The organism is Roseobacter phycocola (genome assembly GCF_042055075.2).
Classification (GTDB): domain Bacteria; phylum Pseudomonadota; class Alphaproteobacteria; order Rhodobacterales; family Rhodobacteraceae; genus Roseobacter.
Genome location: NZ_CP194010.1, coordinates 1,163,770 through 1,190,111 on the forward strand (window position 1 = coordinate 1,163,770; position 26,342 = coordinate 1,190,111).

Annotated in this window: 30 protein-coding genes and 2 tRNA genes; 2 read left to right on the forward strand and 30 right to left on the reverse strand. The window is 61.4% G+C overall.

The genetic code is table 11. The features are described from left to right. Positions 1–13 precede the first annotated feature (13 nt). A complete protein-coding gene (gene tpiA, locus AB4K19_RS05670) occupies positions 14–760 on the reverse strand; it encodes a triose-phosphate isomerase (RefSeq protein WP_375227479.1) in 747 nt (248 codons plus the stop codon). Between the two features lie 127 nt (positions 761–887). Between tpiA and AB4K19_RS05675 the strand changes: the two genes are divergently transcribed. Next, entirely contained in the window at positions 888–1,790 is a 903-nt protein-coding gene (locus AB4K19_RS05675; protein WP_436399300.1) for an isopenicillin N synthase family dioxygenase, read from the forward strand. Positions 1,791–1,809: 19 nt separating this feature from the next. On the opposite strand, the gene AB4K19_RS05680 is transcribed toward AB4K19_RS05675, so the two are convergent. The 27 genes from AB4K19_RS05680 to AB4K19_RS05810 all read right to left on the reverse strand — a co-directional run bounded on the left by AB4K19_RS05680 (position 1,810) and on the right by AB4K19_RS05810 (position 23,398). Further along, positions 1,810–2,154 carry a HesB/IscA family protein gene (locus AB4K19_RS05680; protein ID WP_375227482.1) on the reverse strand — a complete coding sequence of 115 codons (345 nt, stop codon included), beginning with the start codon at positions 2,152–2,154 and terminating at the stop codon, positions 1,810–1,812. An 88-nt stretch (positions 2,155–2,242) separates the two neighbouring features. After that, on the reverse strand, positions 2,243–3,472 hold the full coding sequence (locus AB4K19_RS05685; RefSeq protein ID WP_375230852.1) for a glycerophosphodiester phosphodiesterase family protein: 1,230 nt from the start codon (positions 3,470–3,472) through the stop codon (positions 2,243–2,245). A 53-nt stretch (positions 3,473–3,525) separates the two neighbouring features. Then, complete coding sequence (locus AB4K19_RS05690) at positions 3,526–3,888, reverse strand: SUF system Fe-S cluster assembly protein (protein WP_375227483.1); 363 nt, start codon at positions 3,886–3,888, stop codon at positions 3,526–3,528. Positions 3,889–4,066: 178 nt separating this feature from the next. Next, complete coding sequence (locus tag AB4K19_RS05695) at positions 4,067–4,555, reverse strand: hypothetical protein (protein WP_375227484.1); 489 nt, start codon at positions 4,553–4,555, stop codon at positions 4,067–4,069. Next, the gene (locus tag AB4K19_RS05700; RefSeq protein WP_375227485.1) at positions 4,555–5,427 is read right to left on the reverse strand and encodes a hypothetical protein; all 873 of its coding nucleotides are present in this window, start codon (positions 5,425–5,427) and stop codon (positions 4,555–4,557) included. The genes AB4K19_RS05695 and AB4K19_RS05700 overlap by 1 nt, the downstream gene beginning before the upstream one ends. Before the next feature lie 123 nt (positions 5,428–5,550). Then, entirely contained in the window at positions 5,551–7,545 is a 1,995-nt protein-coding gene (locus AB4K19_RS05705) for a hypothetical protein (protein WP_436399301.1), read from the reverse strand. A gap of 3 nt (positions 7,546–7,548) precedes the next feature. After that, positions 7,549–9,369, reverse strand: a complete 1,821-nt coding sequence (locus AB4K19_RS05710) for a hypothetical protein (protein WP_375227488.1) — start codon at positions 9,367–9,369, stop codon at positions 7,549–7,551. After that, positions 9,369–9,620: a hypothetical protein gene (locus tag AB4K19_RS05715; RefSeq protein ID WP_375227489.1), complete on the reverse strand. Its 252-nt coding sequence runs from the start codon at positions 9,618–9,620 to the stop codon at positions 9,369–9,371. The genes AB4K19_RS05710 and AB4K19_RS05715 overlap by 1 nt, the downstream gene beginning before the upstream one ends. Continuing rightward, a complete protein-coding gene (locus AB4K19_RS05720) occupies positions 9,621–9,995 on the reverse strand; it encodes a hypothetical protein (RefSeq protein ID WP_436399302.1) in 375 nt (124 codons plus the stop codon). Beyond that, a complete protein-coding gene (locus AB4K19_RS05725) occupies positions 9,992–10,417 on the reverse strand; it encodes a hypothetical protein (RefSeq protein ID WP_375227491.1) in 426 nt (141 codons plus the stop codon). The genes AB4K19_RS05720 and AB4K19_RS05725 overlap by 4 nt, the downstream gene beginning before the upstream one ends. Further along, positions 10,414–10,803 carry a hypothetical protein gene (locus tag AB4K19_RS05730; protein WP_375227492.1) on the reverse strand — a complete coding sequence of 130 codons (390 nt, stop codon included), beginning with the start codon at positions 10,801–10,803 and terminating at the stop codon, positions 10,414–10,416. Before AB4K19_RS05730 ends, AB4K19_RS05725 begins: the two co-directional genes overlap by 4 nt. After that, positions 10,800–13,277 carry a phage tail protein gene (locus tag AB4K19_RS05735; protein ID WP_375227493.1) on the reverse strand — a complete coding sequence of 826 codons (2,478 nt, stop codon included), beginning with the start codon at positions 13,275–13,277 and terminating at the stop codon, positions 10,800–10,802. Before AB4K19_RS05735 ends, AB4K19_RS05730 begins: the two co-directional genes overlap by 4 nt. A 1-nt stretch (position 13,278) precedes the next feature. After that, positions 13,279–13,695 carry a DUF6950 family protein gene (locus AB4K19_RS05740; protein WP_375227494.1) on the reverse strand — a complete coding sequence of 139 codons (417 nt, stop codon included), beginning with the start codon at positions 13,693–13,695 and terminating at the stop codon, positions 13,279–13,281. Beyond that, on the reverse strand, positions 13,695–14,318 hold the full coding sequence (locus tag AB4K19_RS05745) for a hypothetical protein (protein WP_375227495.1): 624 nt from the start codon (positions 14,316–14,318) through the stop codon (positions 13,695–13,697). The genes AB4K19_RS05740 and AB4K19_RS05745 overlap by 1 nt, the downstream gene beginning before the upstream one ends. Positions 14,319–14,321: 3 nt before the next feature. After that, positions 14,322–14,984 (reverse strand): hypothetical protein, encoded by a 663-nt coding sequence (locus AB4K19_RS05750; RefSeq protein WP_436399303.1) that lies wholly within the window; start codon positions 14,982–14,984, stop codon positions 14,322–14,324. After that, positions 14,984–17,005, reverse strand: coding sequence for a phage tail length tape measure family protein (locus tag AB4K19_RS05755; RefSeq protein WP_436399304.1), 2,022 nt, complete (start codon positions 17,003–17,005; stop codon positions 14,984–14,986). Before AB4K19_RS05755 ends, AB4K19_RS05750 begins: the two co-directional genes overlap by 1 nt. Further along, the gene (locus AB4K19_RS05760) at positions 17,002–17,298 is read right to left on the reverse strand and encodes a DUF1799 domain-containing protein (RefSeq protein WP_375227499.1); all 297 of its coding nucleotides are present in this window, start codon (positions 17,296–17,298) and stop codon (positions 17,002–17,004) included. Before AB4K19_RS05760 ends, AB4K19_RS05755 begins: the two co-directional genes overlap by 4 nt. A 68-nt stretch (positions 17,299–17,366) precedes the next feature. Next, positions 17,367–17,699, reverse strand: coding sequence for a hypothetical protein (locus AB4K19_RS05765; protein ID WP_375227500.1), 333 nt, complete (start codon positions 17,697–17,699; stop codon positions 17,367–17,369). Positions 17,700–17,711: 12 nt separating this feature from the next. Beyond that, positions 17,712–18,641 carry a phage tail tube protein gene (locus AB4K19_RS05770; protein ID WP_436399305.1) on the reverse strand — a complete coding sequence of 310 codons (930 nt, stop codon included), beginning with the start codon at positions 18,639–18,641 and terminating at the stop codon, positions 17,712–17,714. A 116-nt stretch (positions 18,642–18,757) separates the two neighbouring features. Then, positions 18,758–19,186: a phage tail terminator protein gene (locus tag AB4K19_RS05775; protein ID WP_436399306.1), complete on the reverse strand. Its 429-nt coding sequence runs from the start codon at positions 19,184–19,186 to the stop codon at positions 18,758–18,760. Continuing rightward, complete coding sequence (locus AB4K19_RS05780) at positions 19,186–19,614, reverse strand: gp436 family protein (RefSeq protein WP_375227504.1); 429 nt, start codon at positions 19,612–19,614, stop codon at positions 19,186–19,188. Before AB4K19_RS05780 ends, AB4K19_RS05775 begins: the two co-directional genes overlap by 1 nt. 56 nt (positions 19,615–19,670) lie before the next feature. Then, a complete protein-coding gene (locus AB4K19_RS05785; protein ID WP_436399307.1) occupies positions 19,671–20,180 on the reverse strand; it encodes a hypothetical protein in 510 nt (169 codons plus the stop codon). Positions 20,181–20,297: 117 nt separating this feature from the next. Continuing rightward, a tRNA-Met gene (locus tag AB4K19_RS05790) sits at positions 20,298–20,369 on the reverse strand. A gap of 8 nt (positions 20,370–20,377) precedes the next feature. Beyond that, positions 20,378–21,268 carry a Mu-like prophage major head subunit gpT family protein gene (locus AB4K19_RS05795; protein WP_436399308.1) on the reverse strand — a complete coding sequence of 297 codons (891 nt, stop codon included), beginning with the start codon at positions 21,266–21,268 and terminating at the stop codon, positions 20,378–20,380. A 12-nt stretch (positions 21,269–21,280) separates the two neighbouring features. Continuing rightward, positions 21,281–21,718 (reverse strand): hypothetical protein, encoded by a 438-nt coding sequence (locus AB4K19_RS05800; protein WP_375227507.1) that lies wholly within the window; start codon positions 21,716–21,718, stop codon positions 21,281–21,283. Next, entirely contained in the window at positions 21,718–22,794 is a 1,077-nt protein-coding gene (locus tag AB4K19_RS05805; RefSeq protein ID WP_375227508.1) for a phage protease, read from the reverse strand. The genes AB4K19_RS05800 and AB4K19_RS05805 overlap by 1 nt, the downstream gene beginning before the upstream one ends. Positions 22,795–22,897: 103 nt before the next feature. After that, a complete protein-coding gene (locus AB4K19_RS05810) occupies positions 22,898–23,398 on the reverse strand; it encodes a phage virion morphogenesis protein (RefSeq protein ID WP_436399309.1) in 501 nt (166 codons plus the stop codon). Positions 23,399–23,416: 18 nt separating this feature from the next. On the opposite strand from AB4K19_RS05810, the gene AB4K19_RS05815 reads away from it, so the two are divergent. Beyond that, positions 23,417–23,490 (forward strand) — tRNA-OTHER (locus tag AB4K19_RS05815). Here the strand turns inward: AB4K19_RS05815 and AB4K19_RS05820 are convergent. Both AB4K19_RS05820 and AB4K19_RS05825 read right to left on the reverse strand, forming a co-directional pair. Then, positions 23,488–24,720 (reverse strand): phage head morphogenesis protein, encoded by a 1,233-nt coding sequence (locus AB4K19_RS05820; protein ID WP_436399310.1) that lies wholly within the window; start codon positions 24,718–24,720, stop codon positions 23,488–23,490. The genes AB4K19_RS05815 and AB4K19_RS05820 overlap by 3 nt on opposite strands. Continuing rightward, on the reverse strand, positions 24,713–26,338 hold the full coding sequence (locus tag AB4K19_RS05825) for a DUF935 domain-containing protein (RefSeq protein ID WP_375227512.1): 1,626 nt from the start codon (positions 26,336–26,338) through the stop codon (positions 24,713–24,715). The genes AB4K19_RS05820 and AB4K19_RS05825 overlap by 8 nt, the downstream gene beginning before the upstream one ends. Between the last annotated feature and the right edge of the window lie 4 nt (positions 26,339–26,342).

The window sequence follows — 26,342 nt, forward strand, 5'->3', positions numbered from 1 at the left end:
CCAGAAGAAACCCTCAGCTGGCGGCAAGTGCCGATATGATCGGCGAGAAATCCTCTGTTTTGAGGCTCGCGCCGCCAACAAGGGCACCGTCGACCTCCGGTGTGCCGAAAATGGCAGCAGCATTGTCCGGTTTGACCGAGCCGCCATAAAGCAGCCTGATGCCGTTGCCGTCCTCGCCGAACCGCGCAATCAGATCTGCGCGCAGGGCCGCATGCACTTCCGCAATCTGTGCGAGCGTGGGTATTTTGCCTGTACCGATGGCCCAGATGGGCTCATAGGCTACAACAATGGTGTCTGCTGTGCTGCCGTCCGGAACGGAGCTTTCCAGCTGGGCGCGGATCACCGGGAGCGCGTCACCCGCCTCGCGCTGAGCAAGGCTTTCACCGATACAGACGATCGGAACGAGGCCTGCCGCCTGAGCCGCCGTGGATTTATCGCAGACTGCGGCGTCGGTTTCGCCGTAAGCCTCGCGGCGTTCTGAGTGTCCTGTGATGACGTAACGGGCACCTGTATCAGACACCATAGCGGCTGAGATATCCCCCGTGTGGGCGCCTTTTTCGGCTGCGTGGCAGTTCTGGGCCCCGATGGCAACCGGTCCGTCGGCGGCGGCACCTGCGGCTGCGGACAAAAGGTGTGCGGGCGGGCAGATCACGATATCACAGACACCGTCTGCGTGGGCGTCAGCAAGCGTGCTGATCATGTCCAGAGCTGCGGCAGAGCCGTTCATCTTCCAGTTTCCCGCTGCCATTTTGCGCCGCATATCACTCTCCTGAATTTCCGGTTGTGGTCTTGGTAGCAAGAAGCGCAGCCTTCAGCAAACCATGTGGCGGGTTGCATGGGCGCACTGCGTGTGGCAGGGGCGGAGCGGGCAACAGGCGAGGGGTGAGATGGTTCCCACGATTGACCTTGAAAAGCTGCAGGACGGCGATGCGGAAACACTGGCAGCAATGCGCGAAGCTGCGACAGAGATCGGTTTCGCCGTGGTGCGCAATACGGCGCTGAGCGCTGAGACCGTTGGCGGCGTGATCGACACTTATCGCGCGTTCTTTCACCTGCCGGCGGCGGATAAGGCGCGGATCGATATGGCGCGTACGGGGGCCAACAGGGGCTGGGGCGCGCCGGGGTCCGAGCAGGTGGATCCGGATGCCAACCCTGACTACAAGCAGTTTTTTGACAGTGGGTTTGCTTTGCCGGAGGGCGATGCGCGGCGCGAACTTTCGGTTTATGCCCCGAATAGGTGGCCCGAAAAGCCGCAGGAATTTGAGGCGGTTGTCAGCAGGTACTACGATTACGCCTGCCGGGTCGCGATGCAGGTTCTGCAGGGGCTGACGAGGGCCATCGATGCGCCGCCCGGGTATTTTGACGGCGCCTTTGAGACACCCATGGCGTTGCTGCGCGGCAACTATTATCCGACGCGGCCTTCGTGGGCCACGGCAAAGGATTTCGGGATTGCGACGCACACCGATTATGGCTGTCTGACGCTGCTGGCGACGGACGGGTCACCCGGGCTTGAGGTCCGGCGGCGGGGGGGCGGGTGGATCCCGGTGTCGGCACCGCCCGGTGATTTCATCATCAATTTCGGGGAGATGATGGAGCTCTGGACGGACGGTCAGGTCGTGGCGACCCCACACCGGGTCGTTGGTGGTGTGAATGAGCGTATTTCCGTCCCGCTTTTTTTCAATCCATCCTATGAGACGAACGTGGCACCCCCGGGGGCGTCAGAAGCGATCCTGGCGGGGGATCACCTGACGGCGCGTTTCAACGAGACCTACGTACACCTGAAGGGCTGACCGTTTCGGCGGTCAGGTCTCAGCCGAATTTGATGGATTCGCCGCAGCCGCAGGCTTCGGTGACATTCGGGTTGCGGAACTTGAACCCCGATTCCAGCAGAGTTGTTTCGTAGTCAATCTCGGTGCCAAAGAGAAACATCTGCGCCATGGGCGCGATCATCACACGGGCGCCATCCTGTTCTACAACCTCGTCGTTCGGGTCGGTCTGTTCCACATACTCCATGGTGTATTCCATGCCGGCACAGCCGCCCTTTTTCACACCGATGCGCAGACCCGCATGCCCCGCGGATTGCATCAGTTTCGCAACCTGTGCTGCGGCCTTCGGTGTCAGCGTAACCGCCTGTTTGCCGGGAATTCCAAACATACCCAAACTCCTTTGACCGTTAAGTTAATGGCTCACTGGCGGCCGGACAAGCATCCTGGCTGTGAAATCCGCGCACAGGAGCATTGCGCTATGGCAGACCCATGCAGTTTGCATAGTAGGTGACAGTGGCAGGCCAGTCCGAAAAGACGCCCACGACACCCACATCCTGCGCCAGAACATCCAGAACCTGAAGGTAGGCACCATCGTTTTTTACTGCATCGGTGATTGTCTGAAAATACCAGCCGCCGCCGGTATCAAGCGGGCCGGAACGCTCCAGTGTCCAGGTGATGATATTCAGGCCGGCTGCCTGGGCTTGTCGGGCATAGACCGACGGTACAATCTGTCCGCCCTCCAGCGACAGGAGCATCCACAAAGGCGGAGCGATGTAGTTCACCCCCATCGCCTTCAGCTCCTGCATATCCGGGTCAAACGTCTCAGGATTTGCCGGATCCAGCGGGTCTGGCCCTGAAAAACGACCATCGAGATAGACAGCCTGTTTGCCGAATTCGGTTTCGTTCTCAATCCAGTACAGCACATCGTTAAGGTCAAAAGACTGAGGGTAAACGTCTTCAGCAGCAATACCCGCTGCTTTGTATTCGTCCACCAGTTTCTGCGCGTAATCCTGCTGCGTGAACCCATTGTGTGGCATGGTGACCGCGGGTGCCTTGAGTTCCGGTGTAAACTTTGCACCAAGCTCGCGGAACAGTTCGATGGACTCGCGGTGGGTCAGCAGATCCGTATGTGCAGCATAGAGCGACGTGCGGAACCCCGGCAGGCCATTCTGATAGTCCGCGACTGTTGTGGCTGTCGCGTCTGCGCTGTCCATTCTGGGCGTCAGTGTCAGAAATTCAGCCAGCGTGACGTCGGATGTCCTGCATTCAGCGGATGCTTTTACCGATCCGCGGGCAGGGGAAAAGGGCGTGACACAGGTCCGGGCCAGGTCCGTGCTGAGAATATCGGTTGTCCGGTGCAGATCGTTCTGCGCGTGCCTGCAGACCAGCTCATGGTCCTTGGTAAAGGTCACATCGCATTCGAGAATGCCTGCGCCCATCCGTGCGGCGGCCGTTGCGGACTGAGCGGTATGCTCAGGAAACATCAGCGCGGCGCCGCGGTGGCCAATGGAAAAATCACTTTTGACCGGCGTCTGGGCCTCACAGCTCTGCAGTCTGGTTTTCAGATCACCGTCCGGCAGCAGATCGATCAGATAAGCAGGCCGGGGACCATAAGACACCGCTGGCGCATCTGAATATGCAGGCAGGGCTGACGACAGCCCCAAAAGGGCGAGCAGTGTTGCTTTTACAGTGCGGGACGGACGGATTTCGCTGATGGCGCGCCTTATGGGGACGGCGGAGCAGTATCCGGCCAGGCGGCTCACATAAAGCCCAGTTCGAGCCGTGCTTCGTCGGACATCATGTCCATACCCCAGGGGGGCTCCCACACAAGCTCGACATCCACCTGTTTCACGCCTGGGATCGGCTCAACGGCATCTGCAATCCATCCTGGCATTTCGCCGGCAACGGGACAGCCGGGCGCAGTCAGCGACATTTTGATCTGCACAGCGTTTTCTTCACTGATATCGATCGTATAGATGAGGCCCAGTTCGTAGATATTCACCGGGATTTCCGGATCATACACGGTACGGCACGCATCAACGATCTGTTCATAGAGCGGGTGATCTGTGCTGGATGGCGCAATCAGCGGTGCGCCTTCGAGCGGTTCAGATGCATTCGTCATAGGGGCCTCTCCCGTGATCCTTAGCGTTTATATAAGGATTGCCGCCGGGGCGGTAAAGAGGCGGCGGCAAAAGGATTTGGTGCCCGGCCGATGTAGCGTGACACGCAAGTTTGCAGTGATTGACACCGAACATTGCAGCAAACGAAATCGATGGCGCGAACAGCAGGATCGATTTTGATCAGCCGGCTCTGTCGTCTGTATCTACGATCATTATGAACTGGTTGGCACAGCGGGCGAAATTGACCGCCACCATGAAGACGTTTAGCAACCAGAAAAAGACTGCAAGATGGGTCATAGAAAAAAGCGCAAAGCACTTCGGATCCCAGACCATCATGAGAAATGAAAGAAAGATAACCACTGAAGACCAGAAAACTGTGAACTTAAGTAACCGGACGGCATCTTTGTAGGTTTCGGTTTTCGCTATGCGCTTCAAAAACTCATTATTCTTGGTGACGATAAAAACGTAGAAAGTCGCTAGGAACCCAGTGAAGACTGTCAACAGATTGAATATGCCGCCGTATATAGCGGCCGGATTAAAAGCTTCGGAAGCGGAAACCATCTGTGCGGCGACGGAACACAGTGCTGCCAGAAAAATAGAGTTGATCAAAGGGCCGACGGACAGAAATGTCCCCGACGCCCTGACCAACCCTGATCTGGAAGTCGCCATCAAGTGTAAGTCCTTCTGATAACTGGCAGGTATGTATTAAATGCCTCTCTTAGAATGCGCCTTCTGGTATCGTAGTTCACGTCTACATCGAGGTTCGAAATGCCAGGTGCGTCTTCGGAGATTTTGATCTGTTCGGTGAAGATATCAATTGGCTCAGGCTCTTCAGAGATCTTTACACGGTAGCTCACAACATGGTCCCGGTTTCCTGTTGCCCATTCAATAGAACGCCTTATCGCACCCATATTGAGGAAACTGTCGTTCTGACCCCTTGGAAACCCAACAGATACCTCGATGGACTGGCCGCCGAATGTATTTGCCATATTGGTAAGGTTCTCCTCAATTGTACGGTCGCTCTGCTCGACCGATGCCATGTCGGAAGGTGTTGCGACCCTAAAAGAAACTCGTCTTGGGGTACCTTCCACCAGCCTGCGCAACGCGTTTTCTGTCAGCGTCGGAGACAGAAAAAAGCCGCGATGCGGTCTGAGCAAATGCTTTACAAGCCCGTCCATTCTGATCGGTGTAACTCCATTTGGTCGGCTTTCGAGCAGAAGAGTTCTTGTCTCTGCATGATACCGAAAAGCGCATCTGTGTCCAAGCGGCCTGTCGAACCCCTCCAGCGGTCTTCCCTGTTCCGCAATCGGTGGTATGTTATCGTTTTGCTGTCGGGTCAGTTCGCCATCCACAAAACCTGAGCCGGGTTGGCCTCCATCGCTGTCAAATCTCTCCAAGCGAACCCATATCCCGCCAAAGACTTCATGATAGTCTTCCCGGTCTTGATGCGCCCAAAGACGATGCAGGCATTCATACAGGCCAGCGTCGCCTTCCTGAATTTCTTCCACTTGGTAAAATCGAGCGCGAATCCTGTCGTCCATCTGAATCTCCAAAACAATCCCGGAGATGCTTTCAATGTTGCCACGATTCTGCAACAGAGGTCGGAGTGTTTCGCTTTGGAGCAAACATTGTGTGCATCTCGCTCCAAATTACTCATCAGTCGCTCAGTCAGCGGGTTCAAAAGCCCCTTTCGAAGCACCGCTGATCAACCCGGTAGTTGCGTCATAGCGCGGTCTGCCCCTGATATCGTCAAAAGCCGCGAAGCCGGGGTCTGCGGGGGTCGCTGCAAGCGGCGTCATGTCTTTGACAGTATCGGCGGGTGTCGCAAAGGTCGCGTCCATGGTCAGTTGTGTGCCGCCGATGAAGTCATATTTGTGCCCCAGCCAGCGCGGTGCCCAGAGTGTGGACCCGTCAAAGTCTGTCAGTTCAGCATTGTCCGACTGCCGCATGTGTGTACTGAGAGGTGCCACGAAGAGGTTGTTTTCCTCGACCTCATTCGTCCAGCGGGTAGAGGCCCCGCTGGTGATGAAGTTCGGCTCGGTCCCGTCGAGGTTTGTATCGTCAGTCAGGAACAGGATTGTGTTACTGTACCACGCAACGCGCTGAGCGAGGTTATCATCACCCACAGCATCACTGCTGCCCGGCGCACCGCCAAAGCCGTAGTTGGGCCGGTTGATCGAAGGCACGTTTGGCATGATCGTCAGCACATTGCGGATCGTGGTACCGCCGAGGCCGTTGCCAATGGCCCCGCCGCCTGTTCTTGATGACCCTACCAGAACCGCCTTGTCGATAATCCAGTTGACCGGGCGCAGGACGCCGCTGGGGGTCGCATCGCCACCTGTGATGATGTCGTTACCACCCTCGCAGGACAGGCGGTTCATGCTCGCCTTGCTGCCCGGCACATTGGAATGATAGCGGATGCAGGGCTGGTTCTCAGGCACCGACTGTGAATTGACCCAGCCGTTGCGGGCAAAAATCTCCAGCGCGTCGAAATAAGTGTAAAAGGTCTGCTGCATACGCACACCGGTATGGTCGTTCTTCCATGGTGGCTGCTTGGCCCCGCCGCCCTGCCGGGCCTGTACGTCCTGATCCGAGATACAGCCTACCAGCGACAACAAGTAAGTGCCCTGATCGGAGTAGAAGGAGAAATCCTGATTGTTCGTCGACCGGCAATCAAAGGCCATGATCATTGGACCGCGACCGGAGCCGCCGTAGGTGCCAGCAGCTTGCAGACCTTGCATGCCATCAGAGGTGCAGTTGTTGATGGACAGGTCCAGATTGCGACTACCTGTCGAAAGGAAAAGCGCAGTGTGACGCTTGCCTGTCTCTGTCGTACTGTCCCAAGGGCCAGTGAAATCGATGTCCTGAAACAGCGCTGAGCCACCGATAAACGTCAGTGAATTGGAGAATTTGATCAGCGGCTCGCCGTCGTTCAGTGCGGCGGTTGGCAGTACGTTGAACGTCGCACGGCCACCCCCCCAGGTCTGCCACCACATATTGCTGTGTGCGCTGAGAATGTTGATTGTATCGCCGGAATAGTCATAGGTGCCGCCGCCCTTGAACATGATCCGACCTTTAAGGTCCCCGTCGTCCAGTGCTTCCATGGCGCTCAGCGCCTCTGTCAGGGTGGCGGCTTCGGCGGCTCCCGTGGGCTTACCTGTGAAATCGCCGTCATGCGCGAGACAGATGGTCTGCGTGCCCGGATACATCACGTCCGGGTCATTCACGGTTACCTCTACCGTGGTCGTTACGCGTCGGCCGCTGCGATCAATGGCCGTGCAGGACACTGTATAGATGCCTGGATCGTTGAAGCACGCGCTGACAAATGGGCCAAAGGCAGTCCTCCCGTTGCGCCATTCCGGCAGGACGTTGACCAGACGATCAAAGGTGTGATCACGGCCAAAATCCCAGAAGTAGTAGACTTCGTGAAAACGGGGATCATACTCCTGGCCGGCCTCGGGCGCAGAGACATCGAAGCCGTCGACAAGCGTGCGGAAAAAGACACCTTCGCCGGCCCCGGCATTACCGGTCTGCTCAACGATGATCTGGAGGGTCGCCATGGACCCCCAAGGGGAGAAAGAGCGCGTGATATTGCCAGTGGAGATTTCTACATCGCTGCCAAGGGAGATTGCGCCACCCTGTAATGCAATAGTGCTCATGGCTCACACCCCGACGATCTGGTCTTGCATTCCGGCCTCAAGGGCTGTTGCTTCCTGTGCGGTCAGATGCCGGTTGATCAGCACGTAGCCGTAGACGTTATCGATGAACCCGTTCGACGCAGCGTCCGGATCGGCAAGAAAGTTGATGTTTGCGTTAGCAAGGTTGCCGCCGCCCACATCAGCGGTTTCGTTTTCGTATTCATCACCATTTGCCCAGATGGTGATAAGATTGCCGGACAGATCGACCTGCATCCGGACAACGTCCGCGACGTCAACGTTCGGCAGCGAGCCTGAGCTGGTGCCGGGCGTGCTGCCTGTGCCCGCAGCCTTTGCGGTGTCACCGCCTGCGCCATTCGCATAGGCGAGATAGCGGCGTGCGGTGGATGATTTGGAGAAATTCACGCCGCCGTCTGTGGTGTTGTTTCCCAACCCCGCGATATAGCGGAATGTCGTATCGTCAGGTCTCTCGACGCCAAGAACGGCCGAAGCTCTATCCGTGGCGGACATATCTACCGGCGCGGTGGAGACGTAGTATCTCGCGCCGGTCGTTTTGGAGAAAAACGCCCGGTTGTTGTTCTGGTTGTAATCAGCCCGGTTTGCCGTGCTGGGCGCGACCAGATAGTGGCCGTTCACAGTGTCATGGATGGTCCCGACCGGATCACCGTCGCCGCAGACCGTGCTGGCCGCCGCCCCGGTGATTTCCGTGTAGCAGATGGTGTGGGCTGTGCCGGGCATGATCACCACACCCTCCTCACCATTGCCGAACAGCGCCGCGAGGTCTGCACCGCTCGCCACCGCAGCCGTACTTATGAGGGTCTCGCCGTCGAAATTCGTGGAGCCGTTGTTTGCAACCTCGCGCAGGCTCAGCGTGCCGTCGGCCACGTCTGCGGCAGTGACGGTATAGCTGCGGTCTGTGCCGCTCTGCACCACGCCGCCGCTGTTTGAGACCACAACGCTGAAGGACAGCATATCGGTGCTCAGCCAGATGGTATCGGCCAGGGTCAGCACATCGCCCTCTGCAAAGGCTGCCGGATCCCCGGTGGATGTCAGCGCCGGACTGTCCCGTTCCATCTGAACCGCGCTGCTGCGCAGATCACCCGCTGTTGTGCCAGCCGGCAGTGAATGCGTGACACCATCAATAATAATGGTCGTCGCAGGAACGAGGTCCGCGTCGGCCGGAATGTTGCTGAGTGTCAGTACCGCCTGAGAGGTGCCGCTGTCGGTGATCGTCAGGAAATCCTCAATCCGGACAGAGAGGTCGACCGTAGCTGAACCGCCAGAGTTAGTCGCGGTGATCGTCACAGTGTCGTCGCGCAATGCGTCGGAGATCGTCAGGGCGCTTCCGGCGATTGAGGACCACGCAACGCTCTCGGAGTACGTCAGATCATCACCCGTGAAGCCAGCGGCAAGGTTGACCACCGGCTCGCCGTTGCCCTGAATTTCCTCAACAGCTACCAGAGCACCTGCTATGGGGATTGCGTACCGCACAGTATAGGCCGCGCTTTGTACTGGTGCACCATCCACCAGCGGCGCATAGCGCAGAGCCTTCAGATCGTCGCCCGCAACCGGCGTGTAGTTTGCCGTGGAGGCCCCGCTGATCGCCGTGCCGTCGGCAGTCCAGCGATGCACAATGACTTCGCCGCCCGATAGCCCGGATATCGCGCCGGTCAGCGCCACGCCGATCTGCGCGGTCAGGCCGTGTGTCGGGTTGTTGGTCAGGCCTGTGACTGAAGCCCCGACCGCAGATACACCGTCTCCCAGCAGCGCATGGCCCCTCAGAAGAATGCCCCTGGCGGCAAGGTTATGACCAGCCAGCAGTCGCATCAGATTTCCAGCGCATCCGCTGTGATCACCAGACGGCCGTTGCCGCTGATGTAGAGCATTTCGCCGGTGCCAAGCTCCAGAGAGATGGGTTCCTGCCCGGTCCAGTGGCCGTCTGCAGGCGGTTCGTTCGCACCAGTTTCAATGGACCATTCGCCCACGCCCTTTTTGAAGTTGAAGGTCACGGCCCGGGGTCCGGTTGCAACGTGGATCTGGCCGTCAGCGGCGATAACATCACGGTTTTTGGTGGGCATTTAAAGCTCCTTTAAAAGGCGGTTGAAGGCGGCATATACGGCGATGACGAGACCGCAGATCATGATTAGCCAGACGGGGGTGAGAAGGATTGCAGGGGGCAGGTCATAGCGGGCGGTTGCGAGGCACCAGGCAATGGTGCCGGCGCTCCAGAAGAGCAGATCGACAACGGTGTCCCAGAGCACAGCGCCTCGGTCATTGAGTTGCCAGATCTCGATATTGGTGAAGATAACGAAACTGAGCGCGACGGCCCACAAGGGTGACATGAGAAACCAGAGGAAAGCGAACAGTGCCGCTCCGGCAATCATATGGAACGTCTGATTGAGCCCGGCGACGTATGGTTGGTCGGCGAAGGTTTCAGGGTCGAGGAGTTTCATTCAAAAGCCTCCATGCTGATGTGAAAAAGGGAGAGAGCCGCGTCGACCTCGGCCGAGGTGGTAGCCGCCTCGATGCTGACCACCGCACCAAGCCTTATCGTCTCGAGGGCTGCAGCCGTCGCTTCCCACATTGCCCCGAGGTTCACGTAAACCTGTGCCACCTCATAGGCGGTGGGCGCTGTGATGCCGACCTCGGCCGCAACGAGTGGCCAGTTCGTGAGATCGGTGGGTGTGATCAGCTCCGCCAGAAACTTCTGCGCCTCTGCCTCCTTGCGCAGGTACAGCATTTCCTGCCCGGGCAGATCCGTCACAAACTGCAGCCGGACCACACGGATGCCATCGGTCACCTCGGCGATCGCGCGTTTGCGCACGCCGCCGAACTCGAGCAACAGACTGTCAAGAGATCTGCGCAGCGTGATCATGGCGTCGTCACCTCAGTGTAGGTTGGAAGGGCAGGCATCGGCGCCTGCACCTCGATCTGGTACCGGCCGGGGTCAGGCAGATCGATCACCTCTGAAGTGCCTTCTGCTGCAACTGTGAGACGGTGCAGCTCCTCATTGCCGGAAAGGTCGAAGATCGCGATCTCGGTGCCCAGCGGGCAGCCGGCGACTGTGTGCTGTGTGCCGGCACTTGAGACGCCGGGAGAGACCGGCCGGGGGACAAGCCCGCCCTGGCCATCCAACATCATCCGGGTCAGCTCCGCAGGCGTTACACCGCTGACGACGCCGTCAATGGTGGCGGGCGCCGAGCCTGTGCCGATGACTGCGAACGTCTGTCCGTCCGGGGCGAGCTGATACCAGGCAATCATCGGGCAACACTCTGTGCGCGCAGGGACACGTTGCGGATATTGGTCTGCGTTGAGAAATTCGGATCCTGATCGACATTGCCGGTGACCACGCGCATCTGCCCCAGATCAAATGGGCCGATCGCGTGGAAGATCCCGCTCATGCCGACCCAGCCACCCTTCTGGAACCCGCTGTCCCGCAGCGTCCCGTAACCACCCCACGCACCGTTGATCAGATAGCGGACCTGCACCAGAACCCGTGTCTCCGCCGCGCGGTACGCGTCGATCGGGCCATCGCCGGTGAACTGCTCGTATTGCTCAACCCCGGAACTGCGGACCTGCAATGAAAGCGAGATATGCCAGATCGTGGCATCCGCAGAGGGACCAAAAAACAACTGATCTGTGTAGACGGTATTCTCAGCTACATGCGCTTCGGCCGGGATCAGCAGCTCCGCAATATCGGACACGGAGCCGACCTGAAGCGACTCTCTTGCAATCAGGTTGTTGAACTCGGCATCGCCGGCCTGCGTGATCTGCCATCCGGATGTCCCGGCGACATAGTCGGTGGACTGCAGGGCACCCCCGAAGAGGGCTAGCCCGTTGGCCTGGAACACAGCCTGATCGAGATCCTCCGGACGCAGCCTGAGATCGAGCGTCGTGACGTTGACCCAGTCCGTCCACACCGTCGGGCGGAAAACCACGAAACGCGCGCGCACCCGGTAGTCTTTCGCCGGCAGGATCCCGTCGACCACCACGTGCTCGCCGCTGGCCACACTCAGTGTCGAGCCCGTTACGATCGATGTGCCGTCCGCTGCCTCGATCTGGTACTCGAGGCCACGCACGTCCTCCTGATCCCCCGACCAGCTGAGACGCAGTGCCGGGCGTGCCGGGTCGCCGTTCTCGTCCTCGATCGACACGGCCGTGACGGCAAAACCGTCGACCGTCTGCGGAGGCAGCGTGGTCACGGATGTTGCAATCAATGGTGTGGGGAGCTCGTAGACGGGCAGCCATTCAGCATCATCCGGATCCCGCTCCTTCAGGGTCAGCCGCGGGGTGCCCGTCAGCAGGGGGTCAACCATACTGTCGACCTCGAAGGCCTTGTCGTCGTAGCCATGCCGGTCCGAGGTCCATGCCACGACATCGAGCGGCTCCAGCACCAGTGCATCCGTGGGCAGGGTCAGCACGTGGCGCGCCACGCGGAGCTCCTCCTCGACATAGGCGCGCATCACACGCTGGATCTGGTTGGGGTAGGGTGCAGCGCTCAGGGTCAGCTCGGCCACGCGCCGCTGAGCCGGGTCGGCAAGGGCATATTCCGCGTTGTAGCGTGCGGGAGCGTCCCGCGGCTCCCAGAGGGCATCGGGGTCCGGATAGACCGCCTGAACGCCGTTGTAGGGCTCCTGCTCGACGGTGAAGGGCTGGTGCTCTTCGGTTTCCGTGATGATCACATCCGCGTCCGAGAAGAAATAAACTGGCAGGCCGGGTCCGCCGAGCCGCAGCTTCCACACGCCGCCGTTCTCGGAGAGCTCGCCGGAGCAGGCGTTCAGGATCTCTTCAATGACGGCCGCGGGCTCATCGTCGACCAGAACCTCATAGGAGGCGCGGTACTGGCGTTCCGTGCCGCCGGCATCGAGCGCAATCGCGACATCTGCCCTGTTCATCTGCGCCCACCAGCTGGCAAGCGGCAGATCCTCTGCATCCGAGCCGCCGCCCCAGATGTAGCCGCCGCCAAGATCGATCCCGCGCAGGATGTTGTAGATCAGCACGGCCGGGTTGTCGGTCTGCTCCCATGTGCTGCGATCGGCCCAGCGGTGTGGTCCGGTCCCGCCGACACTGTCATCGAGGCGCGGGTCGTATAGCGGGATCCCGCCCAGAACAAAGCGGACCTTCGGGAAGGAGGAATAGACCTCGCGTTTGTACCGGAAGGTGAGGATTGCATAGCAGATCCCCTGGCCCACCATGTCGATGCCCCACGGCCGGTCCGGGTGTGCTGCGTATTTCGAGAGCAGCATCGGATCCGCGGCCGTCTGAGTGCCGTCATAGAACCGGACCCAGCCATAACCTGCGAAGCGGCCTTCGAAGGGCTTGCCGTAATCGGGGTGCTGGGAAGCGCCCAGCGTGACGGGCTCGCCGTCTACATAAAGCCCCTCGAGCGTCTGGCCCGGCAGATCGCCCAGCTCGATGACATAGGTGAGATAGGCGTTGGGCACGCCGCCCACGGTCCCATGGCTCATCATGGGTGCAGCGAGTGAACCTTCGGTGGCATAGGTGCCCAGGATGAACGAGGCCGGGTTGGTGCCGCCTGTCTGGGTCTGTGCCGTGCGGATCCCGGGGGCGCGCGTGGTCCCCGGCCGGTCGGTGCGTGTCAGGGCCGCACGCAGGACCGAGAAGGCGACTGTGGTCAGGATCCGGCCAAACAAAGTGGTGGTCAGAAAGGTACCGACACCGCCGGTGGCGAGCCCAGCAGCGATTGCGCCAACAGCTTTTACGACAGTAGACACGTCAGACCTCCAGCACGTCTTCAGCCGCGGTCAGCGGCATGAGCCCGAGACCTGTCTCGCGCAGCACATAGATGCCGGCGCCCTGAACGATCCCGAGGGCAGGCGAAGCCCCTTCGCGAACGATGGCACCGTCGCCCTCGCGGGCCATGGAAACCGGTCTGGACACGAGACTGGTCCGGGCCAGTGCGGCGTGATCTGCGAAATCATGCCGGCGCAGCAGCCGGACACCTTCGGCGACGGTGGTGTAGCGCCCCCGGTACGGGGCGGCAAAATCAACGCCCGTCATGGCCAGCACGCCCCCCGCCAGGAACAGCGCGCAATCGTGCTTGCCGGGCTCAAAGGGACGCCGTGCACATGTCGTGAGGTAGGCGATCAGACGGTTGCGCCAGTCCGGGTGCCGCTGAAGGGATCCGCTCATCATGCGCCTCCCGCGGTACCGGAGCGGCGCTCGCCCCAGACCGTCTCGATCGAGCCGCTCACTTCGGCATGACGCCGGAACCCGTCTCCGGGCAGGCGCGCTTCCAGAGCGGCCTGGGATTTCTTCAGGGGCAGGGTCCGTGTCAGTACCTCGGCTGCACTTTTGACCGAGACCTCGCAGAGTGCCTCATCTCCGACCGCCGGACGCGGAAAGCTCAGCCCTTTCACAAAGCCTTTAAAGCGTCTGAGCGGCTCTGCGATCAGCACACCTGTCAGCGGGTCAAAGTTGGCAATATGGATCTCAACCGGCGCGTCCTTGGTCTCATACCCACGCACAGCGAAGCGCAGTTCTTCCGATACCGGCGAGAAGGTCAGCCGGGTGATCCGCACGCTCACACCTGAGTTGCTGACCAGCGGGGCTACCTTCAGCAGAGCGCCGGCACCGTAGTAGGTCCGCTGCACACCTCCGATCGACAGGATCCTGTGGTCCGCGCCGGTCCAGAAGCCTACGGAAACAGGATTGCCGGAAGTGCGGTCCCGCGCGGTGATCCAGACCAGAAGCTGGGCATTGCGCGCACCGCGGGCCTGAAGGTGCGCCAGAAGGTTGGGGGCAAGCTCAAGCATCGGTCACCTCAGTGTTTGCTGGAACCGGAAGCTCACGCCGTCACGCATGAACTTTGCCTGCCTGCCGGGCTGCACCGATCCCGGCACGATGACCGCCTTGCAGTGCGCACGCACCAGCTCCACGGCTGTGCCTGTAGCCGCACCGGGCTCAAGTGGCGGGTTGACCTCAAAGAGGGCCGTATCTCCGGCGCCGTCAGCAACAACGCTGGCCTCCTGAACCCGGTGCAGCGCATACCGCAGGGGGTTCAGTCCGTAGGTGAAGGAGAGATAATCCCCGCGGGTCAGCACGAAGCCCGGCGGTAAGGCTTCGAGGGCAATAAGCCGGGCATCGGCACCATCGAGCGCGCGGATCGCGGGGCTCGCCGTCTCGATCACAGCGCCCTGCGGATCGGAGGCCGGATAGGGAAAGCGCCGGTGATAGGCCAGAAATGAGGCGCCCGCGCCCCGCACAAGGTCAATCAGCGCCTGCGCCTGGCGGGCCTCTTCAGGCAGCATCTTTCCGAGCATGATCTCGCCCTGCCACAGACGGGCGCCGACGCTGGCGACCAAGAGCTCTCCGCCGCCGGTGCGGCTGAGCTCCACGGCTTCGGGCAGTTCAAACTGGACAGAACTCACAGGAAGCGCATCCAGAAAGTCAGCCACACTCATGGGAAAGGATACCGGCATCAGCCCCTCACACGTTCATTGCTGCGGATCTGGCCCACGCGTTCGGGCAGGACCTCGCGGTCATATTCCTGAAGGGCGCGCTGCATGCCCCGGTACCCAGCCTCCTCAATCTCCCGGTCACCGCGTGCTCCGGAGACATCCATGCTGACCGCAAGAGGTCTGGGTGTGGCGTTTGCATTGGCCGGGGTCTGCGCACGCGACTGACCGACCATGCCACCGGCCGCAAAACCCGGCGCACCACCTGAGTTGATCATCTCGAGCAGATTGCGGTTCTGGGCGGTCGCGGCCGCGTTGACCACAAACTCACCATTTGAAGCCATGATTGGCACCCGGTCATCCCGGCCACCGCCCGGGCCATAGATCATGCCGCCATTGGCCCGGCCGGGGATGAGCCCCGGGAAGAGGCTGCCCACAAGTCCGCCTGCGCCGTTGCCAAAAGGACCGGTGCCGAGAAGATTTCCCTGAATAGCCGTGTCCAGGATCGTTATGCCGAGGTTGCGGACCATGTCATTGAGGTTCTTGCTCTTGTCAAAGATGACATCGAGCACCCGGGATGCGCTTGTACCCACAAGGCTCCACGCACTGCGTTTGCGCTCGAGCGCCTGTGTCTCGGCTTCATGCTGGGTCAGCAGACCTTCAATCTTTTCGCGCTCAGCCTCTGTTGCTTCTGCCAGCGCATCCCGGTTCCGGATGATCTCTTTCTGAACCGGATCGGTTTCCTTCAGGACATCCAGTTCCTGCTGAAGGCTGCGGATCAGCTCCTGCACCTGATCAGTCTGGGCCCGGCTGCCGGCAGAACCGGACCGGCGGCGGTTCAGCGTAAACTGAGAAACGATATTGCCGGGTTGAAAGCCGGTGCCGTTGCGCACGTTGTCACGCGCCTGATCAGATCCGCCCGGGGCGGCGAGATCATTGCCGAGCGCCACCATGCCCTGCGCCACCTGAAGGCTTACGCCCAGATCCTGAGCAAGGGCGGCGGCGGCCGCAGCGGCTGCATCCACACCCACCGGCATGTCGATCGACGCGAAGTCTGTACCGGCCCGGTATGCTTCGAGCAGTTGCTGGCTCAGAGCGCTGGCCTCAACCCGGGTGTCCGCATAGAGCTGGTACTGCTGCGCCAGTGCGTCACGGGCCTGCTGCTCGCCACGCTGCTGGGTTTCATAAAAGGTCCGGTACCCGGCCTGAATGCGCCCGGCGACACGCTCTCTTTCCCTGACGGCTTCAAGCGCCTCTTTCTCGGCCCGGATCTGATCGTCAAGAAGCTCGATTTCTTCGCGGTATCCTTCGAGGACCTGACGCGAAGCCTGAGCACCGCGGCCCTGAAGATTCGCCGATCGCCGGAGGAACTCCTCGCGTTGGGCTTCGAGGTCGGCGATCTCGTTGAGAACGCGCAGCTCTTCAATGGATCCCGCGCCACTGTTCAGAAGCGCCAGTTTTTGCTGCGCCTCCGTGGTTCTGTCCGCGAGCGCGCCAAGAGCCTCCTCGAGATCTCCGGTGTCATCTTTCGCAGCTCTGGCGCTCTGGGCCCACTGGAAGAGCGCAGCACCGCCGGCAATGATCCCGATGGTCGCCAGATTGACCGGACTGAAAAGGCCCACAAAAGCGGTACCAAGTGCGCGTACAGCGCCTGTGGCACCCAGCGGACCGATCACCTGTGTGATCTGTGTACCCTGCTGCAGGGCGAGCTGGAGCGGGTTCTGACCCGCTGCCAGCATTACACCGATGTCGTTGAACTGGGCTGTCAGGTTTCCGAGGCTGCCTGCTGCGAGCTGGTTTGCAGCACCGAAGCTCCGGGCACCCAGTGCCGCGCGGAGCTGCGCGTCCCGGAACTCACTCATCTGCAGGGTCGCGAGGCTGACCTTGCTGGTCATCTCGCCCAGCTCAGCCCCGCTGACACGGGCGGCTTCCCCGATCGTAAACCCGGCGCTGGCTGTGGCCTTAAAGCTCTGCTGAACACGCTGGCCTTCTGCCAGCGCCTGACGACCATCGGCCGTGATCAGCAATGAGAGCCTTGCAGTCACTCTTTCTCTCCGTTCATTGCCGCCCGGGCGCCGATCTCGATCATCTGCAGATCAGCCCAGAGCGCAGTGTTCACCCCGATCCCCGCGAGCTCGAGGCCAGCTTTCACGGCCGGGTAGTCCAGTCCGACGGCCATGACATTGCCGTCCGCCAGCGCCAGCAGCCGCCATTGAGTGCAGACCGATGCGTAGGCCTCGAGCGCGGGCAGGTTCTCTGGCCAGACCCCCTGATGCTCTTCGTCCTGAAGGAAGTGCGCCGGAATGGTGACTTCCCAGAGCGCTGCTTCCGCCTGCAAATCGTCCTTCGGTGCGTCTTCGGACCGTTCCAGAAGCGTGCCTTCGACAAAGGCACGTCCGGCCCATTTCAGTTTCCCACCCGCGCCTTTGTGATCGCGGCGATATAGGTGTTCAGCATGGCCATGCGTGCGGCGTAGTTCCCGAGCATCTGCCTTAGGAGTTCCTGGCTGAATGGGAGGGGGTGGTCGTCGTCGTCAGTGATGTCATCAAGGTCGACTACCGTTGCGAGCAGAAGGTTGCGGACATCCTCGGCCACGCGCAGATCGTATGCTTCGATCTCCTCTGAGGGCCTCACAAGGAACCTTGCCCTGAAAGTGTCCTCCCGGTGCGTGTCATCATCGATCGGTGTGAGCACCGTGACCGTGTGCCAAAACTTCGGCTCTTTCTCGATCCGGAACATGATTGTCCTCCTTCAGGTCAGCACAAGCGTCCACTGGTCGTTGCCGGCCGTGGGGATGGGTTTGAGGCGCAGCGGCCATTCGGTGATGTTTTGGGGCGTCTCAACGCCCTGCGGTCGTTGCATCTGAGCGGTCGGCGCATTCAGAGTGGCAATCCTGCCCGCGCCCACACCGTGCTGAAGGATCACCGGCACCTCATCCTGATTAAAGGCCGCTGCATAGGGGTCGTATGTGGTCAGCGGCACCGCCTCGAGCGTCATCTCGATCTGCTCGTCTTTGTCTGTAATCAGGATGGCCTCTGGCCCGACAAGAAAGCGCGGCTCGACCTGATTGCCGAAGGACATCATGAACGAGCGCATGACCAGCCCTGCGTTTCCGTCGAGTGTCAGCGACGTGAACGCGCGGCTGACCTGCTGCGGCCGCTGCCAGGCGCTCAGATCCACAGCGGGCCGGGCCTGTTCGGAAGGCAGGGTGAACAGACCGGTGAACTCGAACATCAGGTGCGGGATCTGGTTGGCACTCATCTCGATCGACACAGTGCCGCGCGTGCCCAGCATCACGAAGCGGGTGTTGCCCACAAAGAAGTGCACCGAAACGGCCTCCGGCTCTTCGGTGATCGGGTTGTAGGTCACAGAAGTGTTTGCCACGACGGTCTCGGCCACCCCACAGGCGCGCAGCAGCTTGCCCCAGGGCGGTGCGGTACCGGCAGTGCCGGAGGGCGCCAGTTCGACCTTGAAGGAGATCCGCGCGTGCAGCTCGACGGGCACCGTGCCCTGACTGCCGAAGTAAGGCTGCTCAAGTGCGCGATCGAGGTCGTTGCCTTCCATGCCGGACAGTGTGACTTCCTTGGCGAGGATGCCATCAGCTCCGTCCGGACCCGCATCGGTCCCGTAGGTGGTTTCGATCTCAGCCAGAAGGATCTTGCTGCGCCAGAAAATGGCCATGGCTCAGTCCTCCTTTTCAACGGGCTTAGAAGCAGGCTTCGAAGCGGGTTTTTGCGGGGTCAGCGTGCCGTCTTTTGAACGGGTGTAGCTGCCACCTTTCTGGGGAAGGTCAGACATCAGGAGATCCTCAGCTGGTCTGCGATCGCAAAATCGATCTGGTAAATGAATGTGCCCTGCTGTGAGCTCACGAGCTCGGCACGCACGAAACGGAATACACCCACAGAGTTCTCCGGCGCCCAGCCGACGATCGCTTCAATGATGCGCAGGATGAACCCGCGCAGATCATCGAGCACACGGCGGGCTTCCGGGCTGCTGTCACGCACGGTCAGAACCACGCTGACACCCTCCGAGATGTCCTGTGTGTAGGCCCCGGACATTGCATCGGGTTCACCGCCCTGCATGCCGGCAGGCAGCACGTGGGCCGCGGGCGTGACCTGGGGGAACTGGCGCGCCCGGGTCAGTTCGGCAAGATTGCCGGCACCGCGGACGCGGCCGGTAAGCTCCGGGATCTCGGATCCAAGCCGGGTCCTGAAGGCGGCAATCATCAGATGAACCCTTTCAGGCTGGTCTCAGTCAGCGGACGATCGCGGTCTGTAAGGCGCGCGCCGGAACTGCCTGAGCCTGCGGCTTCCGCACCCTCGACGGGCAGCGTTACAGAACCCGCTGCGATCCCCTCCAGCGATTTCATGGCGGCTTTGTAGTCCGCCTCGATTTTCGGGTTGGCCTCAAAAATGTGGAGCTTGTAGATCGCGATATCGAGTGCAAGAGACGCCACGAGCGGTGGCACGGCTGCCATCGGAAGCGCATAGCGTTTGGCCAGATAACCGTCGATCAGCGCATCCGTATCCGAGATTGCCTGATCGATCACAGTCTGATCGATCGTGTCCGTTGCCACATCACCCCGGTCGGTCAGCTGAACCAGCAGGTTTTCACCGAAGCGCGCTGTCAGATCTGAAAGGGTGGTATAAGGCACGGGTCCGGCATCCTCGTCTCAGGGGCAGGGCGGGCAGAACTGCCCACCCCGGGGGGTTACGTCTCGCGGAGCTCCGTCACGCTGACGATCAGGCGGGGATCATCCTGCAGCAATGTGAACTCCGCATGGGTGAGCTCACTGGCGTTGATCGTCACCGGCTCTTTTGTGAAGTGCCGGCCGCACCGCCAGCGCCCCTTTTTCGGGCCGACCACAGTCACCTCCAGATTTTCCGGGCCCCGCATGTCGGGGGATCCGACGGGCGGTTCGGCTGCGACGGCGGTTTCCGCCGCAGCCACGTCGCTCTCCTGAGGGGCATGGGTGGTGTCAGAGGCAGGCGCGGCCTCGGGCGCTGCCGGAGCCGTATCGGCCGCGCCTGCGTCCGGCGGTGTCACAGCCGCCGGATCAGGAGCCGCAGCCGCGCTATCCGCGCCCTTGGCCTTGTCTTCGGGGGTGGCGGCGGGTGCGTCGCCCGCCGCCTTCTGCGTCACATTTCCAGCAGCCTGCTGGTCATCGGTCGACGCTTTGGCGGGTTTCTCCGCCTTTGTATTCTTCTTGCGCGGTGCCATGTCCGGGCCCTCCGTTTGCATTCATGGTGCGGGCCTTCCACCCACCCGGTCACCGGGGCCGCATCCGGAGCGGCCTGCGTTCAAGGCGGGGCACGGTGACTTCCCCTTCGATCTGGTTGCGGGGGCGGGACTTGAACCCGCGACCTCCAGGTTATGAGCCTGGCGAGCTACCGACTGCTCCACCCCGTCTCAGGTTTTCAGAGCCAGTCGGCGACCATCACGCGGGCAGTGCCGCGCCAGATGTTGGTTGCACCGGCCGCATTCCGTTCTGCGTTGATGAGCTCGTTGGCGGCACCTTCCAGCTCCTGCGGCACCACCAGCAGGCGGCCCCGGAGACCGAGCTTGCGGCCGTGATCGCCTTTCATATTGCCGATGGCGACACGGGCGGTCTCGTAGTTCTGGGCATCAAGCGTCTGACCGGAGCCCCAGCACATCTGCCAGAAGGCGTAGCCGGTGTTGTTGCGGCCATCGACGCCGTAGACGAATTCTTTGTTGTTGAAGACGTTCGCATCCGTCGGGCTGTCCATAGCGACAAACTGGGGGCTTTCCCGGTCCTGGTAGATGATGGGCTTGACGGCCCGGCTGTCATCCATCAGGAACCATTTGGGGCCTGCACCGCCGTCAGTGTTCGCCACCGTGATGTTGTTGCCGTCCTTGTCGATAACAGGATGGTCTGTGTCAAAGAAGTTCTGGCCATCATAGCACTCGTTGTCCCAGCCCGCCTCGAGCGCGCCGAAGCATTGCTGATCCGGGTGCGCTCCTGTTGCGCGGCCCATTTCCGTGAAGAGTGGATTGTAGATGCCGAGATTGTCGTCTTTGATGTGGTTGCGCTGAACAGTGACCGTCAGCTCAAAATCTCTGTTCTTGATCGTGTAGTCATGCTCCATGATCGCCTGGAGCACACGCGGGCCGATCCATTCGCGCATGTTGGGGAGCTGACCGAGCCAGCCGTAGGTGTTCTCGGATGTGGTTGAGGGCACCGTTGTGGCGATGGCGCCATACTGGCTTTCGACCTGGCCGAGGCCACCCTGATAAAGGGCGCTGAAGCCTGCGCGCAAGTCGTTGAGGGATTGTGCTGTTACTTCCATGGAAGGTCTCCTTTAGGCCGCTGCGGCTGTTGTGAGGGCCTCGTCGAAACGGACCCAGACACCGCGGGCATCGACCCCTTCGATCGTGCCGGCAGGCGACCGGGTTGCGGTGCCGTCGGTTCTGGCGACCGTCTGGTCATCGACGGCGTAGGCCAGCGCACCGATGTCGGCGGCGGTGATTTCGTCAGCGGCTGCAGAATTGGCGAAGACGAAGGTGCCTGTCCGGAAGTAGACGGTCTCATCACCGTCTGCGCCGGTCGCATTGCTGACATCCTTCAGTGCCACGCCAGCCCCCACCAGACCGACAGCCGTCTGTCCGTTGGTGATAAAGCCTGCGGCATTGCGCATCAGGAGAGCGCCGGTGAAAATCACAGCGGTTGCGGCGGCTGCGCCTTCGCGCAGATCGCCTTCGACACGGGGCGTGGTGCGCCCTTTGCTCAGCGGGGGCATTAAGCGGTCTCCTCATAGGACTGCAGCGACTTCTGGTAAGTCTCGGGATCAAGGCCCAGCTGCGTTGCGATCTGGCTCTGGCTTGCGTTCAGAGCGGTTGTGGTGCCTCCTTTGTCAGGAGGGTCTTCTTTAGTGTGCGTCCGGGTCAGTTTCGGAGCCGCCTCCATTGCGGCCACGGCGGCGTCGGGATTGGCCTGATGCATCGTGATCCAGTGATCGCGGGACTGCGGACCAAAGCCCGCGCGTTTTTCAGACACGGCCTTCTCAAAGAAGTCCTCCGCGGCCTGAAGGGCCTTGCCCTCTGTGAGGCTGGCGATCTGCGAGGACAGATCCTTTACGGAGCTCTGCAGCTCAGCGATGAGGCCGTCCTTGTCGCCGGCAGCACCTGCGGCCTGTGCGGCGGCAACGATAGCAGTCGTGTCAGCATCGGCATTGAGGCCAAGCGCTGTGCCGATATCGGTCATCGCGGATTGCATGGCAGCCGAACTGCCTTTGCCGCTTTTGTACGAGCGCATCGCCTCGGCGATCTCGTCGTCGGTGGCGGTTCCTGCGATGCCCAGCATCTCGATCAGTTTTGCGCGGAAGTCCATTCCGGTCTCCTGTTGATGGAGCGAGGCCATGCCCCGCAGATTTGGTTTGTTCACCAGACTGGCGCGCCCGATCATCCGGATCGTCTTGCTCTCGTCGTGGAAAATGACAGGGCTGATACCGCGATAGGCGCGCGAGGCGACCAGTTGTTCGCCCTCCGCTGTCCATTCGACCTTTCCCCAGATCCCGTCGTCCCGGGCTTCCATGGCGACGATCCAGCCGCGTGCCGGTGCGGGCTGCCCTTTCGGGGCTGCAAGATCCGTTGCGTGGTTTTCGTCGATGGGAAGGCGGTCATCACCGGCAAAGCTCAGTGCGATGATCTCTTCGGCATCACTTACATGGTAAGGCCCCCGTTTGTCGTCTGTGCGGATCGTGCCGTTCTCGCCTGCGGGGAGCAGGTGCACCCATTCCGGCGCAGTTCCGGTTTCTGCCGCTTCCGGCAGGAACTGAGCACTCATGAGGGCTGTGAGGTGATCGGCAACTGTCATGCAGCGTTTGTGCCGCAGTCGTCAGCGCCGATACATCCGCAACCAGTTGCGGTGGTCTGTCAGGGGATCCTGCGGGGACGTTAGGCTGCGCGCCCGTGCCCGGTCAATCCTCGCCGGCTTCCTCCAGCCATTCTTCAGCCGTGATGATGATCAGGTCACGGTCTTCGGCGGAGATCCCGAGGAAGGGCCGGGCCGGGATATCCCCCCAGGGGATCGGCCGGCCGGTGGCAGTCTGACCGAAGGCACCCTTACGCGCACCATACTGCATAACAGCTGCCTGGATTTTGTTGGTGCCGATCTCCAGCCGGCGGGGCCCTGCATCCCTGAAGAAGCTTCGCCGAAGGGGCAGCGTGTCTGCATTTGGCCCGAAGAGAGGCCGGGGATCGGCCGTCTGACCACGCCTGACATAGGCGTCGATCGTAGCCTGCGATTTTGGTGCCCACCGCGTGCCATCCGGCGCCACCCCGGCTTCAAAGCGCTTCTCCGTCCTGTCCTCGAGCAGATCGCCCAGCACGTTGAAGACTTCCGTCATGTCGGACAGCCGGCTTTCGAGCTCTGCGAAGACGCGGTCGACGCCGGCATCGTTGATTTCAACCGTATACATAGCTATGTTCCTTCGCGTGAGGCGGTGTACCTCGATTGGGAAGAGGGTTTCATCCCCGGAACTGATGCAGGTTCAATTCCTGCCCCGTCTCACAGACTTCCATCGATCAACTCAACGCCCCGTCCGATCAGGGATCTCAAATCGCTCAGAGATACCGTCCGGCCGGTGCGCAGGGTGTTCACAATCCCGAGGCGCTTGTCCTTCACGTTGATCCGGATCACGGCCTTCAGCCCGCCTGCCGGCTGCAGGAACACGAGCAGAAGCGCCGGTGACGAACCGGAGCCGTCGAATAGCACTGCGTCAGGGCGGGTCAGGTGCTCCGGCATACGCCTGAACCATTCAAGATCGAGCGGATCCACCTTATCCGGCCTGAACGCATGGCGGATATCACTGTCGCGCACGAAGACATCCGCACTGCGCGGTGTCGTTCCGCGCGCCTCCGCAGCGCGGATCCAGCCGGGCTTCAGGACCCCGGCAATATGGAACCGGCCCCGTTGTGGCTCAGACAGCGCCAGCGACACGAAAGAGGAAAACTCGCGCCCCAGCGCCTCAAAGGCACTTTGCGGCCAGCTCTGGGCCCAGTCGGCCCCGAGTGCAGTCGGCAGGACTTCCAGTTTGTCACTCAGTGCGCGGACGGTCTGACCGACCGTTGCGCCCGGTGCATAATCCCAGCCCTTGTCGATGCCCGCCGGCGCGCCGGTGCGCGGATCCCGCTCGGCCCAGTCCGGGGGCAGCTTCACATCAGGTTTGCCGCCGACACGGATAGCGCCCGCATAGGTCCGGGCACCCCGCACGAAACAGGCACATCCCCAGCCGTTGATCGGATAATGCGTATTCCAGAACGGGTGATCGACCGGCAGGATCAGGCCGTCCCAGCTCAGGTGCTCGGGCCGGTAGTTCTCCGCGCCTGAGTGCCGGTAGACCAGGTATCGGAAGCCCCCGGCAAAATGCTGAGCGTAGCGACCAGCCGCCCTGGTCGTTGCAAGGTTGGTCCGGTAGATGACTTTCGTGCGCCACGCCTCGCCACGCTCGGTCCCTTCGCCCGTCCAGCCGTGCCAGCCGCGCCGTTCGACAATCTCACGGAAGTCCCGCCGGAAGTCCTCCAGTGATGTGCCCTGTGTTATTGCCTTATCGACGGCGGCGGCCAGGTCCGCCAGCAGATCTGCCTTCGTCGCACCGGCCACCATGAACGCGCGGTCATGCTGAGCCCTGCTGATATCATCCCAGCGGGCCGTGGGAACCAGATCGCCGAGCCGGAGCCGGAAGGCCGCGGCCTGCTCTTTGAACGGCCTCCTGAAGACGGCTCTGACAGGCTCAGCCATCGCCCACTTCCGCCCGCCCTCCGGCCTCGGCCGCGATCAGTGCATCGGCCAGCAATTCCGAGAAGGTCGTGGCATTGAGATCGGGGTAGGCTGCGAGCCACATCTCCCGGGCTTCTTCCAGTGAGCCCGCCTGCGCCAGCATGGTCTCCAGCTGCTCAAGCATGGCCTGAATGAGGGGCGTTGCCTCATCGACCATCCGGTCGGTCAGATCGTCGTCCGGGGATGAGCCGCTGAGCGGCCCTCTCAGGCCCTCTGAGGCCTGACGGGCCTCTCTGCCCGCAGAAACGTCCAGGCGCGCTCCTACCCGTTTAAGAATCGAGCTCCGGCGTTCAAATTCAGTTCCGTCATCTGCACCGGGCGGGTTTCCGGCGCCCGAGGCCAGAATTTCCTCATTTTTGGCCGGTTCCTCAATCCCGATGCGGGTGTAGAGCTGCTTGGTTCCGACCCGGAACCCCAGCGGGACCAGTTTCCCGATCGCATCCGTGAGCCCGGCAATGTCCTCAGGCTCCGGCCGTGCGATGGAAACCACCGGGTAATTCTCCTGAGGACCATGGTTGAGATCCACGAAGGGCCGGATCAGATCCCGGTTGATGATGGCCGACAGCGCGCAGGCATCGGCCGTCTCGATATCCTCCTGAACCTCGCGGTGCTCTTTGCCGGATCCCAGACCGCCTGTCTCGGCATCCGTGGTCGCGGTCTGCCCGAGTACGGCCTTCGAGATCTGTTTGTCCAGCCAGTCCGCGCGCCGCTCGTAGTGGTCCGTGCTGGCGCCCACGTTGGAGCTTTCCACAAAGTCGATCGACATGCTGTCCGGAATGATCGCAGCACAGTCGCCGGCGATGTTCGCAACAGCGTTAAAAAGGGTGTCCTTGTCTGCCTCCGAGGCTCCGGCACCCCATTTGCCCACGCGCACCGGCTGGCCATAGGTCTGTGTGAAGATTGCCCAGTCGCGCTCGGTGTAGCCCTTGAACATCCAGTTCCAGGTGGCGACCCGCGCCAGCCCGGAACGCAGCGCCAGCCCGGATTTGGCTTTCATCTGAGCAAAGATGAACTTGAAGGCGGGCAGGGGCATTTCCTGCCCCTGATCATCGAGCATCACAGGCGTGGCCAGATCCCGGCGTTCAAAACGGAACCAGCGCGGGTCCCGCCATTCCAGCCGCTCCGGCTGCCATTGCCCCATCGACGTTTCCCAGATGATTTCCGTGAAGCTGTAGCCTTTGCCGATCGCATCCAGAATGTCGAAGAGCTCAAGCGCCAGCTCCTTGCGGCGGATCCAGCGGCGGATATCTTCAGCGATTTTCTCATCCGGCCCGCTGTCGGTCCCGGGCTCGACGGTGATATCGAGCTGACTGACAGACCTCCGCCTTGTGCCCAGAACACCAAGGTAATGCGGATTGCGCTCCTCGATCGTTTCCGCGAGTTCGAGATACTGCAACGGATCTCCCTGATCCGACGCGCGCAGAATGGACGCCAGCCGCCCCGGGGTCAGACCGTCACCGGGATATCCGGAAACCGGAGAGCGCACGCTGCCCAGTGTGGGGGCTGCAACCTCTTTACGGAGCTCGGCCCGTTTCATGGGCCGTCCGAAGCGGTCAAAAATCACAGGCTGCCTTGCCATGTTA

Bases quoted from the DNA above. Each gene is read 5' to 3' on its own strand.
- AB4K19_RS05795 (WP_436399308.1), bottom strand. From the start codon at position 21,268: ATGGAAGTAACAGCACAATCCCTCAACGACTTGCGCGCAGGCTTCAGC.
- AB4K19_RS05705 (WP_436399301.1), bottom strand. From the start codon at position 7,545: ATGAGCACTATTGCATTACAGGGTGGCGCAATCTCCCTTGGCAGCGAT.
- AB4K19_RS05785 (WP_436399307.1), bottom strand. From the start codon at position 20,180: ATGGCACCGCGCAAGAAGAATACAAAGGCGGAGAAACCCGCCAAAGCG.
- AB4K19_RS05675 (WP_436399300.1), top strand. From the start codon at position 888: ATGGTTCCCACGATTGACCTTGAAAAGCTGCAGGACGGCGATGCGGAA.
- AB4K19_RS05810 (WP_436399309.1), bottom strand. From the start codon at position 23,398: ATGTATACGGTTGAAATCAACGATGCCGGCGTCGACCGCGTCTTCGCA.
- AB4K19_RS05715 (WP_375227489.1), bottom strand. From the start codon at position 9,620: ATGCCCACCAAAAACCGTGATGTTATCGCCGCTGACGGCCAGATCCAC.
- AB4K19_RS05825 (WP_375227512.1), bottom strand. From the start codon at position 26,338: ATGGCAAGGCAGCCTGTGATTTTTGACCGCTTCGGACGGCCCATGAAA.
- AB4K19_RS05700 (WP_375227485.1), bottom strand. From the start codon at position 5,427: ATGGACGACAGGATTCGCGCTCGATTTTACCAAGTGGAAGAAATTCAG.
- AB4K19_RS05820 (WP_436399310.1), bottom strand. From the start codon at position 24,720: ATGGCTGAGCCTGTCAGAGCCGTCTTCAGGAGGCCGTTCAAAGAGCAG.
- tpiA (WP_375227479.1), bottom strand. From the start codon at position 760: ATGCGGCGCAAAATGGCAGCGGGAAACTGGAAGATGAACGGCTCTGCC.
- AB4K19_RS05800 (WP_375227507.1), bottom strand. From the start codon at position 21,718: ATGCCCCCGCTGAGCAAAGGGCGCACCACGCCCCGTGTCGAAGGCGAT.
- AB4K19_RS05725 (WP_375227491.1), bottom strand. From the start codon at position 10,417: ATGATCACGCTGCGCAGATCTCTTGACAGTCTGTTGCTCGAGTTCGGC.
- AB4K19_RS05680 (WP_375227482.1), bottom strand. From the start codon at position 2,154: ATGTTTGGAATTCCCGGCAAACAGGCGGTTACGCTGACACCGAAGGCC.
- AB4K19_RS05765 (WP_375227500.1), bottom strand. From the start codon at position 17,699: ATGTTCCGGATCGAGAAAGAGCCGAAGTTTTGGCACACGGTCACGGTG.
- AB4K19_RS05695 (WP_375227484.1), bottom strand. From the start codon at position 4,555: ATGGCGACTTCCAGATCAGGGTTGGTCAGGGCGTCGGGGACATTTCTG.
- AB4K19_RS05805 (WP_375227508.1), bottom strand. From the start codon at position 22,794: ATGACAGTTGCCGATCACCTCACAGCCCTCATGAGTGCTCAGTTCCTG.
- AB4K19_RS05710 (WP_375227488.1), bottom strand. From the start codon at position 9,369: ATGCGACTGCTGGCTGGTCATAACCTTGCCGCCAGGGGCATTCTTCTG.
- AB4K19_RS05745 (WP_375227495.1), bottom strand. From the start codon at position 14,318: ATGCTTGAGCTTGCCCCCAACCTTCTGGCGCACCTTCAGGCCCGCGGT.
- AB4K19_RS05740 (WP_375227494.1), bottom strand. From the start codon at position 13,695: ATGAGCGGATCCCTTCAGCGGCACCCGGACTGGCGCAACCGTCTGATC.
- AB4K19_RS05775 (WP_436399306.1), bottom strand. From the start codon at position 19,186: ATGATTGCCGCCTTCAGGACCCGGCTTGGATCCGAGATCCCGGAGCTT.
- AB4K19_RS05770 (WP_436399305.1), bottom strand. From the start codon at position 18,641: ATGGCCATTTTCTGGCGCAGCAAGATCCTTCTGGCTGAGATCGAAACC.
- AB4K19_RS05720 (WP_436399302.1), bottom strand. From the start codon at position 9,995: ATGAAACTCCTCGACCCTGAAACCTTCGCCGACCAACCATACGTCGCC.
- AB4K19_RS05730 (WP_375227492.1), bottom strand. From the start codon at position 10,803: ATGATTGCCTGGTATCAGCTCGCCCCGGACGGACAGACGTTCGCAGTC.
- AB4K19_RS05750 (WP_436399303.1), bottom strand. From the start codon at position 14,984: ATGCCGGTATCCTTTCCCATGAGTGTGGCTGACTTTCTGGATGCGCTT.
- AB4K19_RS05690 (WP_375227483.1), bottom strand. From the start codon at position 3,888: ATGACGAATGCATCTGAACCGCTCGAAGGCGCACCGCTGATTGCGCCA.